Consider the following 26,210-nt stretch of genomic DNA (forward strand, 5'->3'; position numbering starts at 1 on the left):
TAAGTGCCGAGGGGCGGGGGACAGGATTTTATCGGCGTCAGGGAAGTGTGGAGGCGGGCAGGCTGGACTCATTGCCGATTGGTATGGCGAGCCGCCAGCACCTGGCTGCGACCCGCCCTGAAGCGAGGGTTTACCAACGCATCCGTACCCCCAGGCTGCCGATCAGCCCGTTGAGGTCGTTGTCGTCGACGTCGCTGCTGTAGTCAGCGCTGATGTAGAGGCTCACCACCGGTGTAACCCGCGCCACCAACCCCAGCCCTACCTCGACGGTGGAAGATTTGCGGCTGCTGCTGATCTTGTCGACTTTGTCCAGGGTCAAGGTGTCGGCACTCTGGACCGTGTGCCAAAGGTTGGTACGCACGTAGGGTTCCACGCCCAGGCCGTTGACCTGATACGTCCCTTTGAGGCGTGCCCCGACGCGCCCGCTCCAGGTGCTCAGTTCGTTACCGGAGCCGTTCTCGGCATTGGGGCTGTCGAGGGTGATGCGTTGGTTGATCAGTTGTGCCTGGGGTTCGACCACCCAATGGTCGCTGATACCGATGGGAAAACCGCCTTCGACCGACAACGTGACGGCATTACCTTCAGCGGCCTGACGCTGGCCTTGCTCGGTGCGGCTGTAACCGTTGACGCGCCCGCCGCTGGCACTCAGGTCCACATGCCAGCCTGCCGGACCGGTCAGGCTCCAGTACGCTCCCAGATGGGTGCCTTGCAGGTTCAGTGCTTCTTTGCCGGGCTCGACCATGGCCGGTGTCACCAGCGTGCCATCGACACGGGTGATGACCTGGTTCTGTCCACTGATCAGCCCCACGCGTTGGGTATGGCCGCTGTCGTTTCGCAAGGTGAAGAGGGCGGGGCTCTTGCTGGAGGTGGGATCAGTGTTTATGGATGCGGCGCCCTGGCTGTCGGCCTGTGTTCGGTCATACCAGGGTTGCGACGTCTGCTCGGCGGGCCAGGCCCACACCTCCATGGACGAACACAGCAACAACGAAGTCGAGATTGTGTAGAAAGTGGTAGTGATCTCTTGTGGACGGAGGGAAGTTTTCATGGGGGCCTGCCTTGCAATCGCATGCGTTTCTCGCTTATGGCGTCTCTCCTACCCCGAATGAGGGGCGACCGAATGGATTGAGGCATGCCTCGGGCGGTCCGCTGTAGCGGGGTTCCGAGGCTTGCCCCTGACTGTATTTCCGGGGGTAGTACGTTGTAGTCAAGAAGACCGGTGCCGTCGCGTCAAGAAAATGAACGATGAATGGCAAACTGAAATCAGAGCCAATAAATAACTGATTTTTTTCGGTTATCCAGATCAGTGAATTGACGTCAAGCAACCGTTTCAACCCGTCAGGTTCACTGACTCACCCTTTGACTAGTACGCCAGGTGTTGCGCAGTGTTGGCGTCACAAATGCACTTCTACGCAAAGCGGCAGGTGATCGCTCAGGTGTGTCCAGGGTTTGCTGCCCAGGATCTGCGGGGCATGGCTGGTGGCGTTGCGCAGGTAAATGCGGTCCAGGCGCAGCAGAGGGAAACGGGCCGGGTAGGTCCGCGCCGGACGACCGTGGTGGTGTTCGAAGGCTTCGTGCAGGTATTGGCGACGGGCGAGGGCAGTATTGCCGCGCAACTGCCAATCGTTGAAATCACCGGCGATGATCACCGGGGCGTCTTCGGGCAACGAATCCAGCAGTTGGCAGAGCAACTTGAGCTGCAATTGGCGATGGCTTTCCAGAAGGCTCAGGTGCACGCAGATGCCGTGGACTTCGGCATGACCCGGAACGTCCAGCACGCAATGCAGCAGCCCGCGTCGCTCGGGACCGGTGATGGAGACGTCGAGGTTACGAAACTCACGGATCGGGTATTTGGACAGCAATGCATTGCCATGATGGCCATCGGGATACACCGCGTTACGACCGTATGCAAAATCGCTCCACATGCTGTCGGCGAGGAATTCGTACTGGGACATTTGCGGCCAGTTCTCGTAGCGCGAAGCGTGGCGGTCGTGTTCGCCCAGCACTTCCTGCAGGAACACCAGATCGGCACCGGTGCTGCGTACCGCTTCACGCAGCTCGGGCAATATGAAACGACGGTTGAGGGCGGTAAAGCCCTTGTGGGTATTGACCGTCAGAACCCGTAGCCGATGGACCGCTGCGGGCGTGTCCAAAGGCGTTGATTCGACGGCATGCCGGTTGGGATCGCCAGTCACGTTCACTCCTGAATCAGACCTACCTGTTCATGCGACTTTTGGTGGCTGCCGCAGTTCCGGATTTTTCCCGTTGCCGAGTCAACCACCTCGCCACTGTGGGAGCACCGCTTGTTCGCGATGACTGAGGTTCATTCAACATTGATGCAAACTGACTCACCGCTATCGCGAGCAAGCTTTGCTCCCACAGAAGACGTTGCATGTGCCGCCGTTTTCGTGAGCAAGCCCACAACGGCGCGGTGGTCAGATGAACACAATCTCATAAGGCAAACCCATGCGATCGAGAATCACCCGTGGCACCAGCGGTGCGATGCCGTTGGCGGGTTCGCCGTTGAGCTGGCTGGCATAGGCGTGCATGGCGTGGCGTTTGCGGGCGGTGGTCCAGATATCCAGGCGCAGCTTGCGGGCCCGGTGCCAAGGGATTTTGTTTTGCTCACGGAGCGGCCAGTGCCAGGCCCACACCGGCAACTCAATGAACACGGCCGCGATGCTTTCGGCGGCCAGGGCTCCGGCGCGGCCAACGGCATCATGGTCGCTGTCACCATCCTTGCGCCAGGTACTGAACACAACGTCTCCGGGCTTCAAGTACCGAGCGATGAAAGCGCTCAGTTGGGCCTCATGTTCGGCGAGGGTTTTTTCCGGGAAACCACCGCGCACCCATTGCATGCCACGGGCCGATACCCCCAGGCGATGCAGGGCGTCCACGCTTTCCTGGGGATGGGGGCGGTAGGCATGCTGGCGCTCATCGGTCCACAGCGGTGAGCCGGGATGGCTGATGCTGCCGTCGGTGACCGAGATCAGCAAGATGGGATGACCCAGATTGCTCAGCAACTGGAGCAGACCGCCACAGGCGCCGACCTCATCACCCGGATGCGGAGCAAGGATCACGGCGCGTGCGCCAGCGGGAGTGAGGGTCTGGGTACTGATAATGGGAATGTCGGCCAGCTGGGGGGCGCTGTTCCATATTTGCGGATGCTGTCGACCTGGCAAGCGAGAAGCGAGTTTCATGAGAGACGTCCCTGTTTGTGTTCAATCTTTCAGCCATGCATCGGGCCGATTGCCTGGTGGTGCCCACCAGGGCCTGACTGCGAGCTGCGATGTTCCGATCCTGGAATCTACCGCTCGACAAGTATTGATCATGTTGGGCGATTCGTCGCGCCCCATGTTGTTGCGAATGCTGTTTTTCTGCGCGGAGACTGAGCGGGTGAACAACCGCGTCCCTGCGGTTGTGTTTTTTTCACCCGGTTATCGAAGGTTCATTCCTCCTCCTCACGCTGCAACTCGAACAACAACAGCGAGCGGCCGGTGACGGAATATTCGTAGTCAAAATCGAAACGTTCCTGGCCACGCACCTTCGGCTGGTTAGTGTCGACCATGCATGTCCAGAAACTGCCTTCGGGCACTTCCGGCAGGCGGAAGTTGACGATGTCGTGATGGGCATTGACCACCAGAAGCAGGGTCGCGTTGCCACCCTTGCGACGAATACCGGTTTCCTGCGCGCGCCCGTCCATCAGCATGCCCAGGCACCGACCGTGGCCGTCGTGCCATTGTTCGGTGGTCATCTCGCTGCCATCGGGGGCCAGCCAGGTGACATCCTTGACGCCCAGGTCTTCGTTGTAATTGCCCACCAGGAACCGCCCGCGCCGCAGGATCGGGTAGGTCAGGCGCAGTTTGATCAGGCGCTTGACGAACTTGAGCAGCGCCTCGCCATCCTCGCTCAGGTCCCAATTGACCCAGCCGATCTCGCTGTCCTGGCAATAGGCGTTGTTGTTGCCGTGCTGGGTCCGGGCGAACTCATCGCCAGCGACGATCATCGGCGTGCCCTGGGCCAACAGCAAGGTCGCAAAGAAGTTGCGCATTTGCCGCTGACGCAGTTCATTGATCTCAGGATCGTCTGTCGGGCCTTCGACGCCATGGTTCCAGGACAGGTTGTTGTTGCTGCCGTCCTGATTGTTTTCGTCGTTGGCTTCATTGTGTTTGTCGTTGTACGACACCAGGTCGTGCAGGGTAAAACCGTCGTGGGCCGTTACGAAGTTCACCGAGGCGTATGGGCGACGACCGCGCTGGTTGAACATCTCGCCGGAGGCCGTCATGCGGCTGGCAAAGTCGGCGAGTTGGCCGTCGTCACCTTTCCAGAATGCGCGCACGGTGTCGCGGAATTTGTCGTTCCATTCCACCCAGCCTGGCGGGAACCCACCGACCTGATAACCACCAGGGCCGCAATCCCACGGCTCGGCGATCATTTTCACTTGGCGCAACACCGGGTCCTGGCGACAGGCGACGAGGAAGCTGTGGCGCTCGTCGAAGCCATCGTGGTATCGACCCAGAATAGTCGCCAGGTCGAAACGGAAGCCGTCGACATGCATTTCCGTGGCCCAGTAGCGCAGGGAGTCGGTGACCATCTGCAGCACGCACGGGTGACTCAGGTCCAAGGTGTTGCCGGTGCCGGAATCGTTGATGTAGTAGCGTTTGTCATCCGGCATCAGCCGGTAGTACGAGGCATTGTCGATGCCGCGCATGGACAGGGTAGGGCCTTGCTCGTTGCCTTCAGCGGTGTGGTTGTAGACCACGTCGAGGATGACTTCCAGGTTGGCCTCGTGCAGGTGCGCAACCATCTCCTTGAATTCGGCGATTTTGCCGCTGGCCAGGTAACGCGGGTCCGGGGCGAAGAAGGCAATGCTGTTGTAGCCCCAGTAGTTGGTCATGCCCTTGTGCAACAGGTGCTGGTCATTGACGAACGCGTGGACGGGCAGCAGCTCCACCGATGAAACACCCAGCTTGCGGATGTGCTCGAGCACATCGTCCACCATCAATCCGGCGAAGGTGCCTCGCAGGTTTTCCGGCACCGAGGGGTGACGCATGCTGATGCCGCGAACATGGGTTTCATACAGGATGGTCTTGTCCCACGGCACGCTGACGCGCTGGTCGTTGCCCCAGGTATGGGCTGGGTCGATGACTTTGCATTTGGGTACGAAGGGCGCGCTGTCGCGCTCATCGAAACTCAGGTCGCCATCCGGGTGGCCGATGGTGTAGCCAAACAGTGCCTCGGACCACTTCAACTGGCCGACCAATTGCTTGGCGTAGGGGTCGATCAGCAGTTTGTTGGGGTTGAAGCGGTGGCCATTCTCCGGGTCGTAAGCGCCATAGACCCGGTAGCCATAGATCATCCCCGGGTGGGCGTCAGGCAGATAGCCGTGGTAAATCTCGTCGGTGTACTCCGGCAGCTCGATACGCTCGAGCTCGACTTCGCCGGTATCATCGAAAATACACAGTTCAACCTTGGTGGCGTTCGCTGAGAACAGCGCGAAATTGACCCCCAGGCCATCCCACGTCGCACCCAGCGGGAAAGGCAGCCCTTCACGAATCCGCGAAGCCTCGATAACGGGCGGCGGCGTAGTGTTTTTTGGATGGGTCATAGTTGCTCCTGCAAAAGACAGACAGATACGGCAATGCTGTTCACTTAAAATCTATTCGTTTCACTGTGGCGAGGCAGCTTGCTCCCGCTGTGCCGCCTAGCGGCACCATTGATGGACACCGCGCATCCAGGCGTCGGCCCGGTGTGGCGTCAGCACGCGCCCTTGTCAGAACGGGGGCGCATGCCCTTGAGGCGGATGTCAGGAATGGATCAGTTAGCCGGCGGCTTGCGCGCCGCTCGTGGCTTTTTCTCCACAGGTTTTTCCGCTGCGGAGCTGACCGCGGCAGGTTTGGCCGCAGGCTTGGCCTTGGGCGTGGTGCTTTTCGTGGCGGTCTTGGTGGCGGCGCTGCTCTTGGCCGCGCCAGACTTCAGGCCATCCGTCTTGCTGACCGCTGGTTTGCCGGCCGCTTTGGCGGGCTTGCTCGGTGCCAGGGCTTCGGCTTCGGCAAGTTTGCGGGCCATCTCCCAGTGGCGTTTTTCCTGCCCGGCGGGCTTACCCTCGGACTCCCAGATCTGATAGGCGAATTCACGAATGCGTTTATCGTCGGTACTCATCGCAGTGCTCCTGACTGAACTCAAGTTTGGATAAAGACATTGACCGGGAAATCCCCCAGTGCGTCGCTGACCATCAGCTCCCTTTGGGGTGTGACTGCCGCGCTGGAAAAAAGTCCCTTCAGTTTTTCATCCCCACGGGCAAACGGTAGTGATACGCGGGTGTCGCCCCAGTCCGATGCAGCCACCAGCGGCACGGCACCGTTTTCCAGCAGGCTGGCTGCATGGATCGGTACCACTATGATTGCCCGTTGTTGCTCATGCTCACGCATAAAGGCCAGGACCCGTTCGGCCTGCGCGCCAACCACTTGCAGTGGCTGATAGCGACCTTGCTGGAACAGTGGCAGGTGTTCGGTGCGCACGGCCAGTGTCCTGGCGATCAACGCTTGTTTGATCCTGCCATCGCGCCAGGTGCCTACCAGTTCCGCCGGGGTGCCTGGTGTTTGCATCGCCTCGCGGCGCGCCAGGAAATCCACTGGGCGGCGGTTGTCCGGATCCACCAGGCTGAAATCCCAGAACTCATTACCCTGGTACAGGTCCGGTACACCAGGGACAGTCATGCGCAGCAAGGTTTGCGCCAAACTGTTGAGGGCCCCCGCCGGGGCGATGACCTGGACCGCCTCGGCGAGGGCATTGCGCAGGGGCAGCCCCTCATCACCGAGCAACAGCCGTTCCAGGAAGAGCTGGGTCGCCTGCTCATAAGCGTCGTTGACGGCCGACCAACTGCTTTGCAACTTGGCTTCGCGCAAAGCCTTGCGTTGCCATTGCCACATGCGCTCGTTGTAATCGGCCAGTGCCGTGTGGTCGTGCACATCCAGGTCTAGCGGCCAACTTCCCAGTAGTGCCTGGTACAGAATCAATTCATCACCGGCTGAAGGAGCGGCGGGGTCGCTGTGCAGCGAGGGCGCAAGAATGCGCCATTGGTCTACGCACGCCATGTACCAATCAGCTCGTTCGCTGATGACCGCCAGCCGCGCCCTGGTGTCTTCGCCGCGCTTATGGTCATGGGTGGCGGTGGTCATCAGGTTGTCAGGGAAGTGCTCCAGTCGCTCGAGGCAGGCGTCATGAAACGCTTGCGGCGGGGCGCTGAACCGTTCGGTGTTGTAGCCCACGTCATTGCGCGACAGCAGCACTGCCGAACGATAAAGCGCTGTATCTTCCACGGCCTTGGCGGCGGCGGGCGAGGTCAGTTGCTGGAAGCGCACGCAAGCATGGCGCAGCCGTTTGCGCTGACTGCCCCGCGGGCGATCCCGCCAGCGCATCCCGCCGAGCCAGTCGGCCAGGTAGTCGAGCACCGGCCAGTCGGCTTCGCTGAGGGTTTGTCGGGCGCCTTCCAGGGCCTGACGGAAAAACACATCGTCTTCGCCACAACGGCCCAGCGGGTTGATGTAGGTGCGGTACACCGGGAAGTGCACGATCAGTTCCTGTAACGCGCGGCGAATGGCGCCGAGGGTCAGGTCACGGGTCATCACGTCGTCCCGCGCGACTTGCAACAAGGCCTGGGCGACGCTTTCGAAGTCTCCGGCCAGGGAACCATTGAGAATCTGTTGACGGGCCAGACGGGCTTCTTCGATGAAGTGCGCCGGTCGCTCGCTGTGGCGACTCCAGAACTCGGCAAGGGGCTCGGCACCGGCCGGGTCATGTTGCAGCAACGAGATCTGGTTCATGAACTCATAACCGGTACTGCCGTCGATGTTCCAGTCCTGACGCAGGCTCTCGCCATCGCCGAGAATTTTTTCAATGAAAATGGGCAGGTGCCGCGAGGGTGAAAGCGAATCAAGACGCCTGCGCAATTTTCGGCAGTAGCCGCGAGGATCGGCCAGACCGTCGATGTGGTCGATCCGCAAGCCGTCCACCAGTCCTTCGGCGATCAATTCGAAAATTTTGGCGTGGGTAGCTTCGAACACGGCTGGGCGCTCGACCCGTAGGCCACCCAGCTCATTGACGTCGAAAAAGCGCCGCCAGTTGATGTCGTCCGCCGCCGTGCGCCAACTGGCGAGCCGGTAACTCTGGCGCTCCAGCAATTGATGCAGACGCTCGAATCCCTCGGGTTGCCGGGAGTCGTAGGTGCGCAAGTTCTCTTCAATGGTGGCCTGGATACCCGGCTGGCAGACCAACTCTTGCAATTGCTGCTGCAGCGGTCGGGCCAGGGTATGGGCGTCAGTCTGGTAGTTCAGCGTGGTAAAACGCTCGGCCAACGCCCTGAGGGATTCGGCCTGTTCGGATGGCAGCGTTTCGGCAGGTTTGAGTAATTCGCCGTACTGCATGGGGCAGATAGGGAAGTGATGCTCGTAATGCTCGGCCAGGAAGCTGCCTTGCGTGGCATCGAAGCGTAACGTGAGCGTGCCTTCCTGCAAGGCCACTCCGTAGTCGCTGCCTAAAAATGGCAGCAACAGTTGGCCTTCCATCAAGGGGTCGGGAGAATGCCACTGGATATCGAAAAACTCGCCGAAGGGGCTCAAGCGTCCCCATTCCAGCAGGTCCTGCCACCAGGGATTGTCATTGCCGCCGACGGCCATGTGGTTGGACACGACATCGAGGATCAAACCCATCCGGTGCTCACGCAGGCTGGCGACCAGCCGTCGAAGCGCGGCTTCACCGCCCAGTTCCGGGTTCACTTGGGTCGGATCGACCACATCGTAGCCGTGCATGGAGCCGGCGCGGGCTTTGAGCAGTGGCGAGGCATAAATATGGCTGATGCCCAATGACGCGAAGTACGGCACCTGGGGGATGGCATCGTCCAGGGTGAAGCCTTTATGAAACTGCAGGCGAAGGGTCGCCCGCAATGGTTGGATCAACGTCTGATTCATCGGTCACGCTCGTTCGCCTGAAGCCGTGCGCAGGCGAGTACTTCCAGACGCCGGGCGGCGCCCGGGTCATCCAGCAGCACCTGGCTGTCACACGCCAGGCGACGCCGCCAGTTGGGGTGGCTATCGGTGGTGCCAGGCAGATTGGCCTGCTCGTCGATGCCCAGGGCGTCTTCGAGCGGCAGCAACACCAGCGGTGCACGGGTGTGGCCGAGGAAACGCACACTGGCGTCGAGTATCTCGTCGGTATCCTGGTGTTCTTCACGAAAGTTCTGCGGGTCCTGATTCAACACATTACTCAGGCCTTCGCGTTCACGTGCGCGGTGTTTGCGCCAGTCCATCTCGGTGTGGGAGTCGATCAGGTCCAGCCGGGCGTTCCAGTCGATATCATGGCCGTGCCACCAGCCATTGAGGGTCGGCAAGTCATGGGTACTGGTCGTGGCCAGTGCGTTGTCCGGCCAGTCGAGGATGGGCTTGAAGTGGGTATTGTCCTGCTCGAACAACAGCACGCGCATGCCGAGGATCGACCGGGCGCTGAGCTTCTCGCGAAGACCCTCGGGCACGGTGCCGAGGTCTTCGCCCAGTACGATGGCCTGATGGCGATGGGATTCAAGGGCCAGCAGGCGCAGCAGGTCGTCCACCGGATAATAAAGGTAGGCACCATCGCTGGGCGGGGCGTCGTTGGGGATCACCCACAGGCGTTGCAAGCCCATCACATGATCGATGCGCAAGCCGCCGGCGTGGGCGAAGTTGGCCCGCAGCATCTCAATGAACGCGCGAAAACCATTGCGTACCAACCCCTCCGGCGAGAATGCCGAGATGCCCCAGCCTTGGCCGGAGCGGTTGAGGATGTCCGGCGGTGCGCCCACGGTCAACGAGGCGAGCAGTTCATCCTGCCGACTCCAGGCCTGGCTGCCTCCACCATCGGCGCCTACGGCCAGGTCAGCGATCAGGCCAATGCCCATGCCGCTGGATTTAGCCGCGCTCTGGACGCGCTCCAGGCATCGGGTAATCAGCCACTGACAAAACGCGTAGAAACCGATTTCGTCGGCGTTCTCCTCAGCAAAATGCGCCAGCGTCGAACTCCGTGGGTTGCGCCATTCTTCGGGCCAATGGCGCCAGTCCAGGCTTTCTCCCCGAGCCGCGCGTTCGGCCTGCAGGGCTTCGAAGCGGCAATGATTCTCCAGGGGTTCGCCGCTGGTGTGGCGGAAACTGCTGAAATCCTCATGCAATGGGTGCTCGCCCTGGCTGAAGCCGTCGTACAGGGCGCGCAGGACTTTCTGCTTGGCCTGGGCCGCCACGGGCCAATCCACCAGCGGTTGTTCTTCCAGGTTGCGCAGTTGGTTGGTCAGGCCGGTGGCGTCAATGGCGGCGCGCAGCGCGCGTTCGCCGAGAACGGTGCCCGGCGCGGCATAGAGACTGTTGAGAAAGAGCCGGCTGGACGGTGAATAGGGGCTATAACGACCGGTGTCACTGCTGAACATCGCGTGCATCGGGCTGATCGCCAGGGCGTCGGCACCGCGCTCGCCGGCGACCCGTACCAACTCTTCCAGGGCCTGGGTGTCACCGAAGCCTCCGTCGCCGGGGCGGCGCAGCGCATATACCTGCGCGCTCAGGCCCCAAGCGCGGGGCGTCGGATCATCCACGGCATCGGCCACGCTATAGCAATGTGCTGGCGCGACCGCCAGGGTGAAATGCTGGTCCTGGATGCTGACGTGCTGGTAACCCACCGGGACCATCCCCGGCAGCCTGGCGTCGGCGTCGAGGTTCAGGTTCAGTGTGGCGCCATCCTCGAGCTGGATTTCGCAGGGCGTGGCGGCTTCGAAGTAGCGGCTCAGATCCACGCTGGCGCCGACATCGGCGGTGATCAGCGGTGGTAATTGATGATTCTGTTGATCCTGCTGCAATTGCAGCAGGCTGGCGTCGATTTCCTGGGCGGTCCCGGCTGGATGGCCCAGACCGATGAGGACTGAGCGCAAGACGGCGGGCGAGACTTTTTGCGCCCGGCCGTTGGCGTCGATCCAATCCACCGCCAGGCCCGCTCGGCCGGCGAGAATTTCCAGTTGCGCATCGCTCATAGGCGCTCTCCAGTGATATTGGGCAAGTTTGCCGCTTGCGTCAGACTGACCAGCGCGCTGTAGGGCGCCAAGGCCCCCTGCTGCAACAGACCCATGGCGTGCTGCGGATGTTCGAAAAGAATCTCGGCCTCTTCTTGAGCGGTATGCTTGACCGGTTGATCGCTGAGGTTCAGGTCAATGCGCAAAACGCTGCCGTCGCCCATGCGCCAGCGTGCGCTGACTGCGCCATGGCCCAGTACTTCGGCGCCCAAGGCCTGGGCGCCGGGCAAGCGCGGGACGATCGCTTCACGGCGGATTTTCAGCAGTTGTCGATAGAGTGTTTCACTGGCGTGTTGCTCAGCGTGCTGCGCCTCCAGATCAGGCCGTGACACCTCGAAGGTATCGGCCGCGTTAGGGTCCGGGATGCGCTCACGCTTTTCGGGATCGGCAAAGGCACTGAACGCCTTGAACTCGTTGCGCCGACCTTCACGAACCAGCTCCGCCAGCTCGCCGTGATGGCTGGTGAAAAACAGGAAGGGTTGCCGGGCGGCGACTTCATCGCCCATGAACAGCAGCGGAATCATCGGCGACAACAGCAACAAGACCGTCGCCGCTTGCAGGGCCTGAGGCGAGGCCAGTTGGTGCAGGCGTTCACCCAGTGCCCGGTTGCCAATCTGGTCGTGATTCTGCAGAAACAGCACGAAAGCGCTGGGCGGCAGGTGGCCGCTGGGTTCACCCCGGGGTTCGCCGTGGCGGTTGATATGGCCCTGGAAGACAAACCCCTGGCTGAGACAGCGGGCCAATTGTTCCGTTGGCTCTTGGGCATAGTCAGCATAATAGGCGTCGGTTTCGCCGGTCAGCAGTACGTGCAAGGCGTTGTGCCCGTCATCGTTCCATTGCGCGTCATAGCCGTGCTCCAGCAGGCTGGCCTGGTTGTGTTCGTTTTCCACGGTCAACCAGACATGCCGAACCGGATCTACCTGTTCGCGCACCCTGGCGGCCAGCTCCTGGAGAAAATCCGGATCTTCGATCGCATGCACGGCGTCCAGGCGCAGGCCATCGAAACGGTATTCCAGCAGCCACATCAGCGCATTGTCGATAAAGAAGTCCCGCACCTCGCGGCGCCGGAAGTCAATTGCCGCGCCCCAGGGGGTGTGCTTGTCTTCGCGGAAGAAGCCTTTTGCGTACCGGTGCAGATAATTGCCGTCGGGGCCGAAATGGTTGTAAACCACATCCACAATCACCGCCAGCCCGTGGCCATGGGCGCTGTCGATCAAGTGCTTGAGTTGTTCGGGCGTGCCGTAGGAGGCCTGGGGAGCATAGGGCAGGACACCGTCGTAGCCCCAGTTACGGTCACCGGGAAACTGCGACAGCGGCATCAGTTCGATGGCGGTCACCCCTAATCCAGCCAGGCGCGCCAGGTGCTGTTCGACGCCTTGGAAACCACCGAGGGCGCCGACGTGCAACTCATAGATCACGGCTTCGTGCCAGGGGCGCCCGGACCAGTGGGTATGGCGCCATGAGTAAGCATGAGGGTCGACCACCACGCTGTGGCGGTCAATGTCACCGGCCTGGGCGCGGGACGCCGGGTCGGGGACTTCCAGTTCGCCGTCGATGTTGTAGCGATAGCGGGTGCCGGCGGGACAGCGGGTCTGGATCATGAACCAGCCATCGGCCTGGGGCAGTAGCGGGATTGAATCTCCAGTGTCGAGTTCGACACTCACAAAAAAAGCATCCGGGGCCCAGAGGGCGAAGCGTGTGTGCTCGGCATCGAGCATGACCGCGCCATGGGTCCAGGTTTCAGGCGTCCTTGACGGCATTGTTACCTCATTGTCTGGCCGATTTACCCAGTGACTTGGCCACTAGCTGTTCATAGAGTTCGGCGTAGGGTTCCACGGCCTTGCACCAGTTGAATGGTGCCGACATGGCCCGGCAGCGCATGGCGTTGAGCAGGTCCGGGAACTCGAAGACCTTGAACGCCCGGCTCAAGGCCTGTTTGTAGCTCTCGACTGTGGATTCATCGAACAGAAAGCCGGTGATGCCGTCTTCGATGGTGTCCGCCAGCCCGCCGGTATTGCGTGCCACCGGCAGCGAGCCGAAGCGCTGGGCGTACATCTGGCTCAAGCCGCAGGGCTCGTAGCGCGAAGGCATCAGCAGAAAGTCGCTGCCGGCGAACATCCGCCGCGCGTCGGTTTCGTTGAAGCCGATGCGTACACCGATCCGGCCGGGAAAACGCAGCGCCAGTTCACGCATGGCTTGCTCTTCCTCCGGTTCGCCGCGACCAATGATTGCGATCTGGCCCCCGGACTCGACGATGAACTCGGCGACGGCTTCGGTCAGATCCAGGCCTTTCTGGTACACCAGGCGCGACACCACGGCGAACAGCGGGCCGCTGGAGTCGTCGAGACCGAACAGGTCGCGCACATGAGCCGCATTCACGGCTTTGCCTTCCCAGTCCCCCATGGCGAACTGGCGGAACAAGTGCGTATCGGTGGCCGCGTCCCAACTCTCGTCGATGCCGTTGGGAATGCCGCTGAGCAGGCCTTGCTGGGTTTTGGCCGCGAGAAAACCGTCGAGCCCGCAGCCGAATGCCGGGGTGGTGATTTCCTGGGCGTAGGTGGCGCTGACCGTGGTGATATGGCTGGAGTACGCCATGCCGGCCTTGAGGAACGACAACTTGCCGTAGAACTCCATGCCTTCCTGTTGCAACGCGTGCTCCGGGATACCCAGCTCCGGGCAGGAGGCCAGGCTGACCACGCCCTGGTACGCCAGGTTATGGATGGTGAACAGGGTCGGCGTGCGTTGCCCGCGCCAGTGCATGTAGGCCGGCGCCAGACCGGCCGGCCAGTCATGGGCGTGGACCAGATCGGGGCACCAGTGGATTTGGGCGAGGTTGGCGGCGATATCAGCCGCGGCCAGGCCCAGCCGGGCGAAGCGAATGTGGTTGTCGGGCCAGTCGCGACCGTTGTTGGCCCCGTAGGGTGAGCCTTCGCGGGCAAAGAGTTCCGGACAGATCAGTACGTAGATCACCAGGCCGTCGGCCATGTCCATGCGCCCGATCTTGCAGGGCGGCAGCGCGGCGTGGCCGCCCAGTTCGCCGATGATGTGGATCGGGTTGCCGCTGTTCATCACCTGCGGGTAACCGGGGATCAGCACCCGTACGTCATGCAGGCCGGCCATGGCCCGGGGCAGGGCGGAAGAAACGTCGCCCAGGCCACCGGTTTTCACCAGATCGGCAATTTCCGAGGTGACGAACAATACCTTCTTGCGATTGGGATTCTGCCTGACGACCGGGAGCAGTGCCTTGCCGCCGGTGGCCAGCACCGGTGCCGTCGGCGAGTCAGTCGCCGGCGGAAGTTGAGAACGGACTTGCTGTGGTTCCAAGGCAGCACTGATCATAACTTTCTCCCATTTTCTCGATCTGTTTCCGGCAAGCGCCAGAGCTGTTGTTTCATTGGCCGAATCCTGCGGCCAGGCGCACAAGCGCTACGCAAGGTAAGCAAAGCGCTGCCCAATGCGGTTAAGCGAATCAGGTGAAGGGGCTGCTTCAAGGACTTGCAAGGACTGCACCAGCCGTTGTTGCCCTACCTCTAACCTGACCTGTCGCCGTTGCGAAAAGTTTCCACTTTTTTTCGTCTGGACGACCGGTCGGTTTTCTCCCCGGTTGGGCAGTCTAGGTCAGAACCTAGAGCGGTGCGGCGCGCTTCGTCGAATTGTCCGACAATCAGCTTTATTGGCGGCAATGTCTTACACGACAAAGGGGGATACGCACCGACGAAGTGCAGTTTCTGGAAACGTAATGGGTGTATGGGAAAAGGGGGTGTTTCATCGGCGTGCGCGATGCCATGGCGCGACGCACCATCAGGGGGCGGGTGGAATAGAGGCGTTTTAGTGGCCATTATTGGCCCTGAAATGCGCTGTTTCTGTGGGAGCAGGCTTGCTCCCACTTAGTACGTGTCAGTCGCCAGTGGGGGTCAACAGGCGGATCGGTTTGCCGGCCGCCCAGGCTTGCAGGTCTTCGATCATCAAGGAATAGAACTTCTGATAATTGTGCCGAGTGACGTAACCCACGTGCGGTGTGGCCAGTACATTTTCCAGGGATCGGAACGGGTGGTCGGATGGCAAGGGTTCCTCGGCAAAAACGTCCAGGGCGGCACCGGCCAGGCGTTTGGCGCGCAGGGCGTCGATCAGGGCGGCTTCATCGACGATTGGACCGCGTGCGGTATTGACCAACAGCGCCTGGGGTTTCATCCAGCCCAGCACCTGGGCGTCCACCAAACCGCGGGAGCGCTCGCTGAGTACCAGATGCACCGAGAGAATGTCAGCCTGTTCGAACAGTTCCTGTTTACTCACGTAGGTCACACCCACTTCTGCGGCCCGTTCGGCGGTGAGGTTCTGGCTCCAGGCGATCACCCGCATGCCGAAGATCTGGCCGAACTGGGCTACCCGTGTGCCGATGCTGCCCAGGCCCAGGATCGCCAGCGTCTTGCCATGCAGGTCGCCGCCCAAGCCTTGCTGCCACAGGCCGGCGCGCAAGGCATTGGCCTCCTGCACCAGGTTGCGGGTCAGGGCCATGATCAGCGCCCAGGTCAGTTCGGGGGCGGCGTGCTTGTAGCTTTCGGTGCCGCATACCTGGATACCCAGCTCGGCGGCGGTTTTGAGGTCCAGGGCGGCATTGCGCATGCCGCCGGTGAGCAACAGCTTGAGGTTGGGCAGGCGGCGCAGCAGGCCTTCATCGAAGGGCGTGCGCTCACGCATCACGCAGATCACTTCGAAACGGTGCAGGCGCGCGGCGAGCGTGTCGCGCTCGGCGGGGTACTCATGAATAAATGTCACCTGGCCGATGCTATCGAGCACCGACCAGTCCACCACGTCCCGCGCTACGTCCTGCCAATCATCGATGACTGCTATTTGCACCGCCATGGAACACCTCGTCAGGGAATGGGTTTGTTCAGCCAGCCCAGCAAGGCCTGGTGGAACCGGTCCGGCTCTTCCATCTGTGGGGCATGCCCCAGATGGGCGAACTCCACCAGAGTCGACTGGGGAATCAATTGAGCCACCTGCTTGCCCAGCACTTCATATTGACCCAGTTTGGCTTTCACGGCCGGCGGCGCGATGTCGCTGCCGATGGCGGTGGTGTCGGAGGTGCCGATCAGCAGCAGCGTCGGTACCTTCAGGTCCTTGAATTCGTAGTAGACCGGCTGGGTGAAGATCATGTCGTAGATCAGCGCCGAATTCCACGCGACTTGCGTGTGCCCCGGCCCCTTGTTCAGCCCGGCGAGCATGTCCACCCAGCGCTCGAACTCCGGTTTCCAGCGGCCACCGTAGTAGGTTTTGCGCTCGTAGTTGCGGATACCGTCGGCGCTGAGTTTCAGTTCGCGCTCGTACCACTGGTCCACGGTACGGTAGGGCACGCCGAGGGCTTTCCAGTCCTCCAGGCCTATAGGGTTGACCATCGCCAGCCGCTCGACCTGATCGGGAAACTGCAGGGCGTAACGGGTGGCGAGCATGCCGCCGGTGGAGTGGCCGAGCACAATGCTTTTCTGCACCCCGAGGGCCTTGAGCAGGGCTTGGGTGTTGGTTGCCAGTTGGTGGAAGCTGTACTGGTAATAAGCGGGCTTGCTGGACGTGCAGAAACCGATCTGGTCCGGGGCGATGACCCGGTAACCGGCCTCGCTGAGGGTCTTGATCGAGTCGCCCCAGGTGGCGGCGCAAAAGTTCTTGCCGTGCATCAGGACCACGGTGCGACCATTGACCTCGCCCTGGGCCGGCACGTCCATGTAGCCCATTTGCAATGATTGGCCCTGGGACTGAAGGGGAAAGTGCTTGAGTGTGTAGGGGTATTCGAAACCTTGGAGTTCCGGGCCATAGGCCGGACCTTCAGGCGGGTTTTCCGCCTGGGCGAACAGCGGCAGGGCGGCGGTCAGAAACAGGCTGGGCAACCAGCGGGCAGTGGAACGCGACATGGGCAATCTCCTTTGGGCATCCGGCCGATCCTGGCGTGGCCCGATTATGGCGACATTAACCACAGGCAACCCAAAGACGCGAACGTTCAACCCATCCAGCCCAGGGTCGCGAGGGCGAGTGCGCCATAACGCAGCCCTTTGGCCAGGGTCACGATCAACACAAAGCGCCGCCACGGCTCCCCCATCACCCCCGCCACCAAGGTCAGTGGATCGCCGATGATGGGCATCCAACTGAGCAGCAGCGACCAGCGCCCATAACGCTGGTAATGCAGGCGGGCCTTGTCCAGATGCGCCGGACTGACCGGAAACCAGCGCCGATCCTTGAACTGCTCCAGGCGTGTGCCCAGCCACCAGTTCACCAGCGAGCCCAGTACGTTGCCCACGGTGGCGACTCCCAGCAACAGCCAGGCTTCATAGCGTTCGCTGAGCAACAGCCCAACCAGCAGTGCTTCGGATTGCAGCGGTAACAAGGTGGCGGCACCGAATGCCGCCAGGAACAAGCCGATGTAAGCCTCGCCCATCAGTGGGCCGGGTAATCCGCCACCACGGTTTGAGTCCCGTCGTTTTTCAGGCCGATCACCTGATACGCATCACTCATGCCGTCCGTTTCCATACCGGGCGAACCCATGGGCATGCCAGGCGCGGCCACACCGAGCAGGTCGTCCCGTTGGCTCAACGCCAGGACCTGGTCGGCCGGGACATGCCCCTCAACGAATTTGCCATTGATCTGGGCGGTGTGGCAGGAGCGTAGGTTTGGCGCCACACCCAGGCGCTGTTTGACTGAACCCATGTCGGTTTCAACATGGTCGTTGACCTTGAAGCCGTGTTCTTGCAGATGCGAAATCCATTTTTTACAGCAACCGCAATTGGCATCGCGGTGTACGTCAATGGTGATCGGTTCGGCGGCCTGGGCCAGAGTGGTGACAAAAAGCGCGCTCAGGGCAAGCAGGTGCAGGGGGTTGGCCATAGGGGCAGTCTCGTGTCGAACAGTTTGGGAGGAGGATAACAGAGTAGCCAGCGTGCGCTGACAGTGGCCTGAAGGGGGGATTACAGAATTGTCAGGTTGGGGGCAGTGATTCGAAGTCCGGTGCAAACTCATCAGGCTGCGCTGAGCCCTGTGTGCGAGCCATCCTGTCGAGAACCTCGGTGATGTGTTGAGCGTCCGTGCTCCCGTTTTCAAGCCGCCGAACCTGCTTGAGCGCACCTCCAGATGTACCCTTGGGCTTGCACTTGTTCGTGGAGCCTTTGCATCGGCTCCGAGTGCAAGGTGAGCGGGCGATCCAGGACGCCACGGTGAAACATTGCCTGCCAGCCGGGGCCGCCTTCGGCAGGCATGATCCCGGTGAAGATGAATCCGGCGTCCATCAATCGTTGGTAATCGTCGGCAAATTGCTGACGCAGTCCGAGTCGTACTGAAAGCGACCAATGGGCCGGCAAGCGCAGCAGTTGCCCGGCCAGGCGAAGGCCTATGTACCCGGCCACAATGTCGATTCTTCCGGGCAGTTGTCGGATCTGAAAAGGCTGTACCGAAGGCAAAGGCGCCTCGAGCGAGGTACCAAACAGCGATGCCAAGGGTTGCGTCAGCCATTGGCATGCCACCGGCCACTTAAGGTGCGGCAGCGGGCGGCGATGGCCGCTGACCACCTGGCTGCCGACTACGATGGTTTCGGCGTGGACCGTGGCGAAAGGTGAGGGCACATGGTCAGGCAGCAGCCCGGTGTCATGGAACCCCAGGCGTTGTGCCAGGCGTTGGCTGTAGCAATGGCTGGTGACTTGCTTGATCGACAGCCTGGCAAGCCCGAGGTCCTGGCAGCTGTCGAGTAACTTCTGCCCCAGGCGCGTCGCAATCTGGCTGCCCTGCACTGCGGGGTCCACCGCGATCAGGGCCAGTTCCGCGTCTTCACCATCGGCCGTCTGCCGACACAATGCGGCATGGCCGACCACGCGGTCATTCTCCACGGCGACCATGGAGTGCCAACGGTTCAGCAGGTTGTGCAGGCCAATCATATGTGGCAGGTAGACGTCTGGCGAGACATAGTGATCGCCGTAAACCCGGCGGAACAATTCGCTGGTTCCGACGCCATCCGTGGGCCTGAACGATCGGATGACCACGCTGCTCATCCGGCGGGCCTCGCTGCCAGCGGAGCATAGGCGCGGCGGTCGATGATCGACAGGTGCTTGCCGGAGCGTGGATGGCGTTCCAACGCTTGCAGGCCGCAGGCCTGGACGTGCAGGTCGAGTTGATCGATACCCGGATACTGTTTGGTCAAGGCGGCTTTCAATGTGCTGGAGAGTGACTGGCAAGCCTGCGTTTGCTCACCAGGCACCCATTTGAGCAACACGCGGTCGTTGTTCTGCACGTGCTCGATGATCAATTGCCATTGAAGATCACCGCCAATGCTGAGGATGATGTCGCTGATTTCCTGCGAAAACAGCGAGAAAACGCCTACCCGCACTCGCTGGCTTTTCGCGCTGCGGCCCTGAAGCGCGAACTTGCGTCGCAGGGTTCCAACCGGCTCGCGCCAGCACGCTCGATCGCCCACCGGATAGCGCACGATGGGCATCAGGGTTCGGGTGAGGTTGGTCACCACCAGAGTGCCGGGTCGATCGCATGCCTGGATGACCTCACCGCTCAGTTCATCGATGATCTCTACCCGTATCTGTTCGCCGAACACGCGGTGCTCGCCCAGGTCGCAGTCCGGTGCGCTGGCGCCCACCAGCCCGGCGTCGACGCTGGCATAGCCGATGGAGGCGAAGCGTGCCTGGGGGAAGGCGCGCTGCAACGCTGGCAACTGACTGTCGAACAGGTTTTCCCCGCCGAACAGTACGGTGGTGATGCCGGGCAGCGTCCGCCCCTGTTGATCCAAGTGGTCGGCGAACGCCAGCAGGTGCGCGGGCACACCCGCCAGCACATTGATGCGGTGGCCGCTCACGGCCTCGGTCAGTACGTCGAGATCCACCGCCCCGGTGAAGGGAAATTCGGCGATGGGCACATCGACTTTGCCCAGAGCACCATGAATAAACAGGAAACTGGCGTACAAGTCTCCGGAAAAAAACAAGTTGGCGATTCGATCGCCTGCCTTCAGTTGCGCTGACAGGCTCTGACCGAAGCAGTCGAGCATCCGTTGCCATTCAGTGTGGGTGTACACCGATAGTTTTCCCTGGCTGGTCGTGCCGCCGGTTTTGTAGATCAGCGCGTCTTCGACTTTGCCGGTCAGCACGTCCCAATTGTCCAGGTCATGACTGCCGGCCCAATAGTCGGCGACGTCGACAATGGGGACATCCTCCAACGTGCAGTTCTGCGCGGGTAAATGCCGTAAAGATTTGCGATAGAACGTTGAATGCTTACGAATATGGGCGAGCCATTGTTCGAATGGTAAAGAGGTGCTCATCAGGGTTCTCTCGGACTCTAACGTCCGCTTGTTCAATTACACGGAAAAAACAATCAAGCAGTGAGTCTGCGGTCAATCACCAGCGGGACTTTGCCGCTGTGTTTGTTATGTTCGAAACTCGCCGCCGGACAGGATTGCACGTCCAGTACAAGCATTTGGGACTCTACCAGCGTGGACAGCAGTTCAAGGTCCATGACCTGGCGCCGAACTGTTGGTGCGTCGCCATCGGCGCGAATCAGTAGGCGTTCGCAGCCGCTGCTGTGGTAATCAAGCACGATTTGAATGGCTGCTTGTGCCTGTTCGGCCAACTCGTGGGTATTGATTAGGTACGTCACGATGCGTATCAGGGCGCCATGGCGCTGGCGCAACTCGAACCGGGGTGACTCCAGACCACAGGGGCAGGGAGCGGTGAGCCAGCGTCCGCAATCACCGACTTCATAGCGGTGGAGGGGCTGCGCTTGGCGTCGGCGAGAAGTAAACAGCAGCCGTCCGGTTTCCCCCGGCGCGACCGGAGCGTCCTGGTCCAACTGGACGATCTCCAAGTGTTGAATGTCCTCCATGAGATGGAACACACCCTCGCCGCCGACAGTGCAGGCATGGCCAAGGGGGCCCGCGTCGACGCTGCCATAGATGGCTGAGCGAATACTCGTGACGCCGCAGTCCTCAAGCAACTGACGGCAGCCTGGGCCCAGGTGCTCGCCGCCCAGCATGACTTTGCGCATGCCGCCGTAGCCTTGAAGGGTTTCTCGCTGGCTGGAAAACAGGCGCTGCAAGGTACTTGGCATGCCCACCAGGGTATTGACCTTGTGAGTGACGATCATTCGTGCGATCTCTTCAAAGTCCGCATCTGACGTCGCGCTCATGGGGTAATGCACGGCGTTCATGTGCTCGAGTATTTTCGAGAAACTGAAGAAGCCGCCGTAGAGGTTGCCGCCATAAAACAGATTCATCACCCGATCTTTCGTCGGATCCAGACCGGCCGCGCGTAGTCCGTCGGCGGCGGCCCGCATGTGGCGATCAAAATCGCGGTGGCTGTAGGGCGACAGCACCGGTGCGCCGCTGCTACCACCTGAGCGGAAGAACAACTGGGCCTGGGGTGCGGCAGGCAGCGCCAGGAATGCCGCTTTGTCCATGATCGGCGTCGAGGGTGAAATGGGTGTCGTTGTCGGCGGGGCGTCCAGTGTCACACGATGACTGGCGACCTCAGGTTCAAGACCGACCGATACCCGACGACTCAATCGTTGCAGCGCGTAGACACCGTCGTGAGGCTCGCCCTCGTAGCCTTGCTGGATGTCTGCGGTTGCCGAGATGCGGGTCACGCCGGCGGCTAATACGCGACGTGCAAGTTCAGGCGCCCGTTGCGGTTCACAGATCAACGCGCAGCTCTGCAACACGTTTCGCCAGGGCAGTAGGGTTTCGGTGATCAGCCCATGGGGCACCGGTCGTAATATAAGCGTGCGAAACAGTGGCGATGGCAGCAGGTCGCGGTGATGCTCCCAAATAATGCACCAGCCGTGGCCCTCCCAAATCTGGCCGGTTTGTCCTGCAAAGCTGTGCTCAAGTCGGGCAAGTGCCGTGCGGGTGGTGATTTCGCACGCTTCAGCTGCACTGGTTTGCAGCGCCGGCCATTGTCCGGTGCGTCGTTCAAATGCGCCAGCCAGGGCGTTGCCCAGTGCCTGCATCTGAGCCGGCTCGTCGCTGTCCACCAACAGCCACTGGGGGCTGGAACAGGCTTGCTGATCGAGGCGGCAGACCTCATCCACCAGGCTGTCCAGCGCCTGCTCGTTGGCGGCTTGCGGCGTGACATAGGCGAAGCTGATGCGATGTCCCCAATCGATCCAGCGGCAGCCGCTCGGAAGCTGATCACGCATGGCCTTGAGTGCGGTCTCGCCACCCCAGGCGCTGACGCCCTGGGCCAGCGCGAAGAGACGCCGGCACTCGTGGTGGGGCACTGGCAGCACCGCAACGTAATCGCGCAACTGGCCGCTTGGATCACAATCGAGGAACGCCGCCAACACCCGCGCCGTCAGGTCTGCATCGCGCGTGCTGGGTCGCAGCCAGTTGACGTTGCCCGCCAGCAGGCTTTCCAGTGCGGCGAAGAACCCCAGCAGCGGTGAATTGCCGGGGGTGACATGCACCACCAACCCCAGGGGTTGCCAGCTTTCGAAAGGGCCATCGCTATAGTCGATTCGGCGTAGCGAGCGCGCGTCCGCCCCCAGCTCCCGTTCGAGTTTGCGACTCAAATGCTTGCGTTCGCAGAAGGCGATCAATGCCTGGCGCTGGCCGTCGTCCAGGAACGGAGTTTGCTCTGGGGCCCGCAGCATTTGTGCGAACGCCTGCGCACAATCAAGCACGCTATCGCTGGGGGGCGGTACGTCCAGGAGACCAGGCAGTTGCGTCTGCAGGCGTTCAAGGGCTGCATCGAGTGGCAGATCAGCGTGCAGTTGGCCGTTGATAAGATACATATCAATTCTCCTTGATCAATTCGGAAGCGGCCATGGCGCAGCTTCGGCTGGCACTGGTGCCGGCCCGACCGTGCAGTTCGAACCATTGGGTGTTCAGGCCGCACTCACAGTTGGCTGGATGCAGGGTCGCCAGGTCGCTCATCACCACGGCATGGGCGGGACTGGAAGAGATGTAAGGCGAGACGAATGACAACAATCCCGCCTTGCCGAAGGGCTGGACGCTGAAGTTCGAGGGGTGACGTATGAAAGCTTTCGAATAGACCGGCACATGAAACCTGTGGTGCGCACATTCGATGTACGGCACTGCGTGCTCGACGGCACCGTAACCGTCGCGGCAGCGGTGCGCCTCAATGCCCAGTTGCCGGGTGATGTGTTCATAGACCTCGTGGCGGGGGATCTCTTGGGCGGCCTGTTTTTTCCAACCGCCTCCCAGAAATACCAGGGAGTCGGGAGCAAGCTTGAGGTTTGGCGTTGCGGTCTCGCGCATGCGCTCAAGCGCATGACACAGCAGCGCCGGGAAGCCGAAGATCCTCACAGGCAGGCCCTCTTCGGCGAACTCCTGAAGGGCCCGGATCGCGCCAAAGACATCGAATTCATGACCTTTTCCGGTGCGCCGCAGCGCATGAAAAATCCGATTGGCCGGTGCGAAGCTGCGCAAGAACTGATCCGTATGAGCGGTGCCGACGCGATTGACCGGTTCCGGCTCGTGGCTGAACAGCAGGTAGTTGCAGGGCGAATCCGGCGTGAACCAGCCGTAGTGTTCAAAGATGCGCGCCACCATGCCCTGGGCCGCAGCCATGCTGCGCTCGTCGTAGCGCATGCGGCTTTTCTGGCCACTGGTGCCGGAGGACGTCAGCTCCAGCGCGTTCTCGCCGGTGGGGCTGAGCAACAAGCGCTGTTTGAAGTAATTGGCGTAGATGGGCGGCAAGCGCGACCAGTCAGTCAAATGCTCCAGATCCTCGACCGCCAGGCCGTTGGCGTTGAGCCAGTGTTCGTAGCCAGGGGTGTGGTGGCAATGGAACAGGCTGATCTGGGCCATGGCCCGATCAAATAGACCGGCAGGTACCGAATCGGGATCGTAAGGCTGCGCCAATGCACACAGCGCATCGGCGTGGGGAAAATGAATCATGGGTAACGTTCCTCAGGGAGGGGATTTTCAGACGTGAGCGGTCGGTTGCGACAGGAACAGACGTAGCGCCACCAGGCAGCTGAGCCCGGCGATGCCGACCATCAAGGCAAAGGCGTTCAGGCTCGTTCCGGCGCCCAGTAGCGCGAGCAGCGAGCCGGCTGTGCTCATCACTGCGATGGAAATCATCCCGACCATGGCCGAGACCAGCCCTTTGCTGTCGTCGCTGGCGAACAGCGCTAATCGATACAAGGTCGCGTTGCCCATGCCGAGCCCCAAGGCGTATAGCGCCAGGCCGCTGACCAGCGCGGGTACGCCAAGGTTGAACGGGCTGGCGATCACCAGTGCAATGAGGCCGGTAGACAAGGGCCACAGGCTGTAGCGCAAGACCCCGTGCACGCCCACTCGCTCCACCAGGCGATTGAGCAGGAGATTGCCAAGGATCACGCCGGAGAACACCGGGATTTGCCACAGGCCGTACACCAAGGGCGACAGGCCCTGGTCCTGGATCAGCAGCAGTGGGGACAGACCGATCCAGGCAATCAGGGGCAGGCTCATCAACCCCAGCGCCACGCACGCGGCCATGAAGCCGCGATGGCCCAGCAGCGCGCCATAGCGCCTGATGAGTGTGCGCAGCTCGAACGGCTCCAGGGCCGGTTGCCGGGGGCAGCAATGCGCCAGACCGTGGTTTGGGGGCATGAATGTCCATAAGGCCAGCCAGCTCACGGCCCCAAGGCCCGCCAGCAGCACGAACAGCTCGCGCCAGGACAGCCATTGCAGCAGCAAACCACCCAGCAGCGGCCCCAGCAAGGGCGAGAGGAGGGCGAGATTGCCCAGCAACGCCATGACCTTCACGGCGTCCGACTCGTTGAATACTTCCTGTATGGCCGGGTAGCTGACCGCGATCACGAAACCCAGCCCCATACCCTGGATCAAACGAAGCCCGTTGAATCCCTGCATGTGGGTGACCAGGGTGATCGCCGCGCAAGCCAGGACAAAACCGGCGCAACCGGCGAGCATGAATGCACGACGCCCATAGCGATCCGATAACGGACCGATCAGCCACGGCAGCAGAACACCGCCCAAGAGATACAGATTGAAGGCGTGGGGGATTTGATCCGCGGGTGCATCCAGTTCCCGGGTCACCGCGAGCATGGCCGGCATAACCAGGTCGCTGGCCAGGTAAGTCAATAGTTCGAAAAGAGCGATAGCCAGGCAAAAACCTGTCAATCGTATTGGCGAAAGAGTTGCCAGCAAGTTTTGCATGATTTCCAACATTGATTTTCGGTAAGGAGGTAAGCGCCTCTTATTCGAGAATACGTTGGTTAAATTCAGGGCCGAAAGAAGTCTTCCCCTGTGTTTGTGGCAGAAATGTGAGTTAAATCTGTAAGAAAGAAGTCCGATAGGCGCAGACTTTTGTGGTGATGCAGGTAATTAATCTGATGGGCGTCGGTTGCATGAGTACGCCCCTTCGGCTGTACCATGAGACCCCGTCTGCTGCCCGCCATCTCCAAAACTCTGCATTGGGGCTGGCAAGCACTGGGATACAGAGCGGATACATTCAGGAAATTGGCAATGACTCAATCGCAACGTTTGAAATACTCGATTCTGGTGGTCCTCGTGGTTCTGGCGATCATGCTGGGACTGACCTGGATGCAGAACAACGGCATGATCAGCGAGCAACTGTTTCAATACATCGCGATTGCCGTCGCGGTCATCGTGGTCGTGATCAACGGCGTGATGCGACGCAAGGTCAAGCCCTGAGCGCAGGCGTCACTCCCCGCCCTGGAGCACATGCATGGCCTTGCGGTGCAGGCTGTAGGTCTTATCGGGGTTAAGGGTGACGACACCCTCGCTGCACAGGCGCTTCAACACCTCGCGCACGCTGAGAAAGGACAATGGAATGTCCAACCCCAGCAGTTGACTGTGCACGCCCCGCACCCCCAGGCTGCGATTTTCATCGGCGGCCTTGAGCAATGCATCGATGACCTTGAGGCGAATCAGGCTGGTCCTGAGGCCGAAGCTCTTGAGCAAAAGCCTGATGTGCTCATTGCACCCTCGTTCTGCCGGCCTGTCGAACAGGTTGTGGGTGGCTGTCGCCGGAACGCCGGTCGACCTGGGCTTGCCCTCCATGGGCTGACGCGCGTCATGCATGCAAAAACTCCTTACCAGCCTGATCAGAAAAGGTCACGGATACTCTCCTGTAATAGGACGAACGAACGCGGCCAATCATGAAGGCGA

The 26,210-nt window shown here is 61.2% G+C and carries 20 protein-coding genes; 1 reads left to right on the plus strand and 19 read right to left on the minus strand.

Going from position 1 to position 26,210, the window contains the following annotated elements; all coding sequences use genetic code 11:
• Positions 1 to 130 precede the first annotated feature (130 nt).
• From BM132_RS03190 to BM132_RS03275, 18 genes are all read right to left on the minus strand, one after another.
• Complete coding sequence (locus tag BM132_RS03190) at positions 131 to 1,045, minus strand: autotransporter domain-containing protein (protein ID WP_092453199.1); 915 nt, start codon at positions 1,043 to 1,045, stop codon at positions 131 to 133.
• Between the two features lie 346 nt (positions 1,046 to 1,391).
• Positions 1,392 to 2,192 carry an endonuclease/exonuclease/phosphatase family protein gene (locus BM132_RS03195; RefSeq protein WP_092453202.1) on the minus strand — a complete coding sequence of 267 codons (801 nt, stop codon included), beginning with the start codon at positions 2,190 to 2,192 and terminating at the stop codon, positions 1,392 to 1,394.
• A gap of 240 nt (positions 2,193 to 2,432) precedes the next feature.
• Positions 2,433 to 3,197 (minus strand): PIG-L deacetylase family protein, encoded by a 765-nt coding sequence (locus BM132_RS03200; protein ID WP_092397870.1) that lies wholly within the window; start codon positions 3,195 to 3,197, stop codon positions 2,433 to 2,435.
• Between the two features lie 248 nt (positions 3,198 to 3,445).
• The gene (gene glgX, locus BM132_RS03205) at positions 3,446 to 5,605 is read right to left on the minus strand and encodes a glycogen debranching protein GlgX (protein WP_092397872.1); all 2,160 of its coding nucleotides are present in this window, start codon (positions 5,603 to 5,605) and stop codon (positions 3,446 to 3,448) included.
• Positions 5,606 to 5,814: 209 nt separating this feature from the next.
• A complete protein-coding gene (locus tag BM132_RS03210; RefSeq protein ID WP_092397874.1) occupies positions 5,815 to 6,159 on the minus strand; it encodes a DUF2934 domain-containing protein in 345 nt (114 codons plus the stop codon).
• A gap of 20 nt (positions 6,160 to 6,179) precedes the next feature.
• Positions 6,180 to 8,966, minus strand: coding sequence for a malto-oligosyltrehalose synthase (locus BM132_RS03215; RefSeq protein WP_092453205.1), 2,787 nt, complete (start codon positions 8,964 to 8,966; stop codon positions 6,180 to 6,182).
• Entirely contained in the window at positions 8,963 to 11,041 is a 2,079-nt protein-coding gene (gene malQ / locus BM132_RS03220) for a 4-alpha-glucanotransferase (protein WP_092453208.1), read from the minus strand. Before malQ ends, BM132_RS03215 begins: the two co-directional genes overlap by 4 nt.
• A complete protein-coding gene (gene treZ, locus BM132_RS03225; protein WP_092453213.1) occupies positions 11,038 to 12,840 on the minus strand; it encodes a malto-oligosyltrehalose trehalohydrolase in 1,803 nt (600 codons plus the stop codon). The genes malQ and treZ overlap by 4 nt, the downstream gene beginning before the upstream one ends.
• 7 nt (positions 12,841 to 12,847) lie before the next feature.
• Positions 12,848 to 14,419 (minus strand): glycogen synthase GlgA, encoded by a 1,572-nt coding sequence (gene glgA / locus BM132_RS03230; protein WP_092397882.1) that lies wholly within the window; start codon positions 14,417 to 14,419, stop codon positions 12,848 to 12,850.
• 558 nt (positions 14,420 to 14,977) lie between these two features.
• Complete coding sequence (locus BM132_RS03235) at positions 14,978 to 15,943, minus strand: D-2-hydroxyacid dehydrogenase family protein (RefSeq protein ID WP_092453216.1); 966 nt, start codon at positions 15,941 to 15,943, stop codon at positions 14,978 to 14,980.
• A gap of 11 nt (positions 15,944 to 15,954) precedes the next feature.
• Positions 15,955 to 16,986: an alpha/beta fold hydrolase gene (locus BM132_RS03240; RefSeq protein ID WP_092453219.1), complete on the minus strand. Its 1,032-nt coding sequence runs from the start codon at positions 16,984 to 16,986 to the stop codon at positions 15,955 to 15,957.
• 86 nt (positions 16,987 to 17,072) lie between these two features.
• Positions 17,073 to 17,507: a YqaA family protein gene (locus tag BM132_RS03245; RefSeq protein ID WP_092453223.1), complete on the minus strand. Its 435-nt coding sequence runs from the start codon at positions 17,505 to 17,507 to the stop codon at positions 17,073 to 17,075.
• Positions 17,507 to 17,953: a DUF411 domain-containing protein gene (locus tag BM132_RS03250; RefSeq protein ID WP_092453226.1), complete on the minus strand. Its 447-nt coding sequence runs from the start codon at positions 17,951 to 17,953 to the stop codon at positions 17,507 to 17,509. Before BM132_RS03250 ends, BM132_RS03245 begins: the two co-directional genes overlap by 1 nt.
• A gap of 209 nt (positions 17,954 to 18,162) precedes the next feature.
• Complete coding sequence (locus BM132_RS03255; protein ID WP_092453229.1) at positions 18,163 to 19,107, minus strand: GNAT family N-acetyltransferase; 945 nt, start codon at positions 19,105 to 19,107, stop codon at positions 18,163 to 18,165.
• Positions 19,104 to 20,378 carry a phenylacetate--CoA ligase family protein gene (locus BM132_RS03260; protein WP_092453232.1) on the minus strand — a complete coding sequence of 425 codons (1,275 nt, stop codon included), beginning with the start codon at positions 20,376 to 20,378 and terminating at the stop codon, positions 19,104 to 19,106. The genes BM132_RS03255 and BM132_RS03260 overlap by 4 nt, the downstream gene beginning before the upstream one ends.
• Positions 20,379 to 20,431: 53 nt before the next feature.
• Positions 20,432 to 22,843: an acyl-CoA reductase gene (locus BM132_RS03265; RefSeq protein WP_092453235.1), complete on the minus strand. Its 2,412-nt coding sequence runs from the start codon at positions 22,841 to 22,843 to the stop codon at positions 20,432 to 20,434.
• A gap of 1 nt (position 22,844) precedes the next feature.
• A complete protein-coding gene (locus BM132_RS03270) occupies positions 22,845 to 23,972 on the minus strand; it encodes a LuxE/PaaK family acyltransferase (RefSeq protein WP_092397898.1) in 1,128 nt (375 codons plus the stop codon).
• A gap of 27 nt (positions 23,973 to 23,999) precedes the next feature.
• Positions 24,000 to 25,235 (minus strand): MdfA family multidrug efflux MFS transporter, encoded by a 1,236-nt coding sequence (locus tag BM132_RS03275; RefSeq protein WP_092453885.1) that lies wholly within the window; start codon positions 25,233 to 25,235, stop codon positions 24,000 to 24,002.
• A gap of 309 nt (positions 25,236 to 25,544) precedes the next feature.
• Here BM132_RS03275 and BM132_RS03280 point away from each other — a divergent pair, with 309 nt between their 5' ends.
• Entirely contained in the window at positions 25,545 to 25,733 is a 189-nt protein-coding gene (locus BM132_RS03280) for a hypothetical protein (protein WP_047226561.1), read from the plus strand.
• 9 nt (positions 25,734 to 25,742) lie between these two features.
• Here the strand turns inward: BM132_RS03280 and BM132_RS03285 are convergent, their stop codons facing one another.
• Positions 25,743 to 26,123 (minus strand): fe2+ zn2+ uptake regulation protein, encoded by a 381-nt coding sequence (locus tag BM132_RS03285; protein ID WP_092397900.1) that lies wholly within the window; start codon positions 26,121 to 26,123, stop codon positions 25,743 to 25,745.
• Between the last annotated feature and the right edge of the window lie 87 nt (positions 26,124 to 26,210).

Origin of the sequence: Pseudomonas sp. NFACC45 (genome assembly GCF_900113505.1) — a bacterium.
Classification (GTDB): Bacteria; Pseudomonadota; Gammaproteobacteria; order Pseudomonadales; family Pseudomonadaceae; genus Aquipseudomonas; species Aquipseudomonas tehranensis.

What these genes read in the sequence shown, in the direction of transcription:
- BM132_RS03190 (WP_092453199.1), bottom strand. Translation starts at nt 1,045, where the DNA reads ATGAAAACTTCCCTCCGTCCACAAGAGATCACTACCACTTTCTACACA.
- BM132_RS03200 (WP_092397870.1), bottom strand. Translation starts at nt 3,197, where the DNA reads ATGAAACTCGCTTCTCGCTTGCCAGGTCGACAGCATCCGCAAATATGG.
- glgX (WP_092397872.1), bottom strand. Translation starts at nt 5,605, where the DNA reads ATGACCCATCCAAAAAACACTACGCCGCCGCCCGTTATCGAGGCTTCG.
- BM132_RS03210 (WP_092397874.1), bottom strand. Translation starts at nt 6,159, where the DNA reads ATGAGTACCGACGATAAACGCATTCGTGAATTCGCCTATCAGATCTGG.
- BM132_RS03215 (WP_092453205.1), bottom strand. Translation starts at nt 8,966, where the DNA reads ATGAATCAGACGTTGATCCAACCATTGCGGGCGACCCTTCGCCTGCAG.
- malQ (WP_092453208.1), bottom strand. Translation starts at nt 11,041, where the DNA reads ATGAGCGATGCGCAACTGGAAATTCTCGCCGGCCGAGCGGGCCTGGCG.
- treZ (WP_092453213.1), bottom strand. Translation starts at nt 12,840, where the DNA reads ATGCCGTCAAGGACGCCTGAAACCTGGACCCATGGCGCGGTCATGCTC.
- glgA (WP_092397882.1), bottom strand. Translation starts at nt 14,419, where the DNA reads ATGATCAGTGCTGCCTTGGAACCACAGCAAGTCCGTTCTCAACTTCCG.
- BM132_RS03235 (WP_092453216.1), bottom strand. Translation starts at nt 15,943, where the DNA reads ATGGCGGTGCAAATAGCAGTCATCGATGATTGGCAGGACGTAGCGCGG.
- BM132_RS03240 (WP_092453219.1), bottom strand. Translation starts at nt 16,986, where the DNA reads ATGTCGCGTTCCACTGCCCGCTGGTTGCCCAGCCTGTTTCTGACCGCC.
- BM132_RS03245 (WP_092453223.1), bottom strand. Translation starts at nt 17,507, where the DNA reads ATGGGCGAGGCTTACATCGGCTTGTTCCTGGCGGCATTCGGTGCCGCC.
- BM132_RS03250 (WP_092453226.1), bottom strand. Translation starts at nt 17,953, where the DNA reads ATGGCCAACCCCCTGCACCTGCTTGCCCTGAGCGCGCTTTTTGTCACC.
- BM132_RS03255 (WP_092453229.1), bottom strand. Translation starts at nt 19,107, where the DNA reads ATGAGCAGCGTGGTCATCCGATCGTTCAGGCCCACGGATGGCGTCGGA.
- BM132_RS03260 (WP_092453232.1), bottom strand. Translation starts at nt 20,378, where the DNA reads ATGAGCACCTCTTTACCATTCGAACAATGGCTCGCCCATATTCGTAAG.
- BM132_RS03265 (WP_092453235.1), bottom strand. Translation starts at nt 22,843, where the DNA reads ATGTATCTTATCAACGGCCAACTGCACGCTGATCTGCCACTCGATGCA.
- BM132_RS03270 (WP_092397898.1), bottom strand. Translation starts at nt 23,972, where the DNA reads ATGATTCATTTTCCCCACGCCGATGCGCTGTGTGCATTGGCGCAGCCT.
- BM132_RS03275 (WP_092453885.1), bottom strand. Translation starts at nt 25,235, where the DNA reads ATGCAAAACTTGCTGGCAACTCTTTCGCCAATACGATTGACAGGTTTT.
- BM132_RS03280 (WP_047226561.1), top strand. Translation starts at nt 25,545, where the DNA reads ATGACTCAATCGCAACGTTTGAAATACTCGATTCTGGTGGTCCTCGTG.
- BM132_RS03285 (WP_092397900.1), bottom strand. Translation starts at nt 26,123, where the DNA reads ATGCATGACGCGCGTCAGCCCATGGAGGGCAAGCCCAGGTCGACCGGC.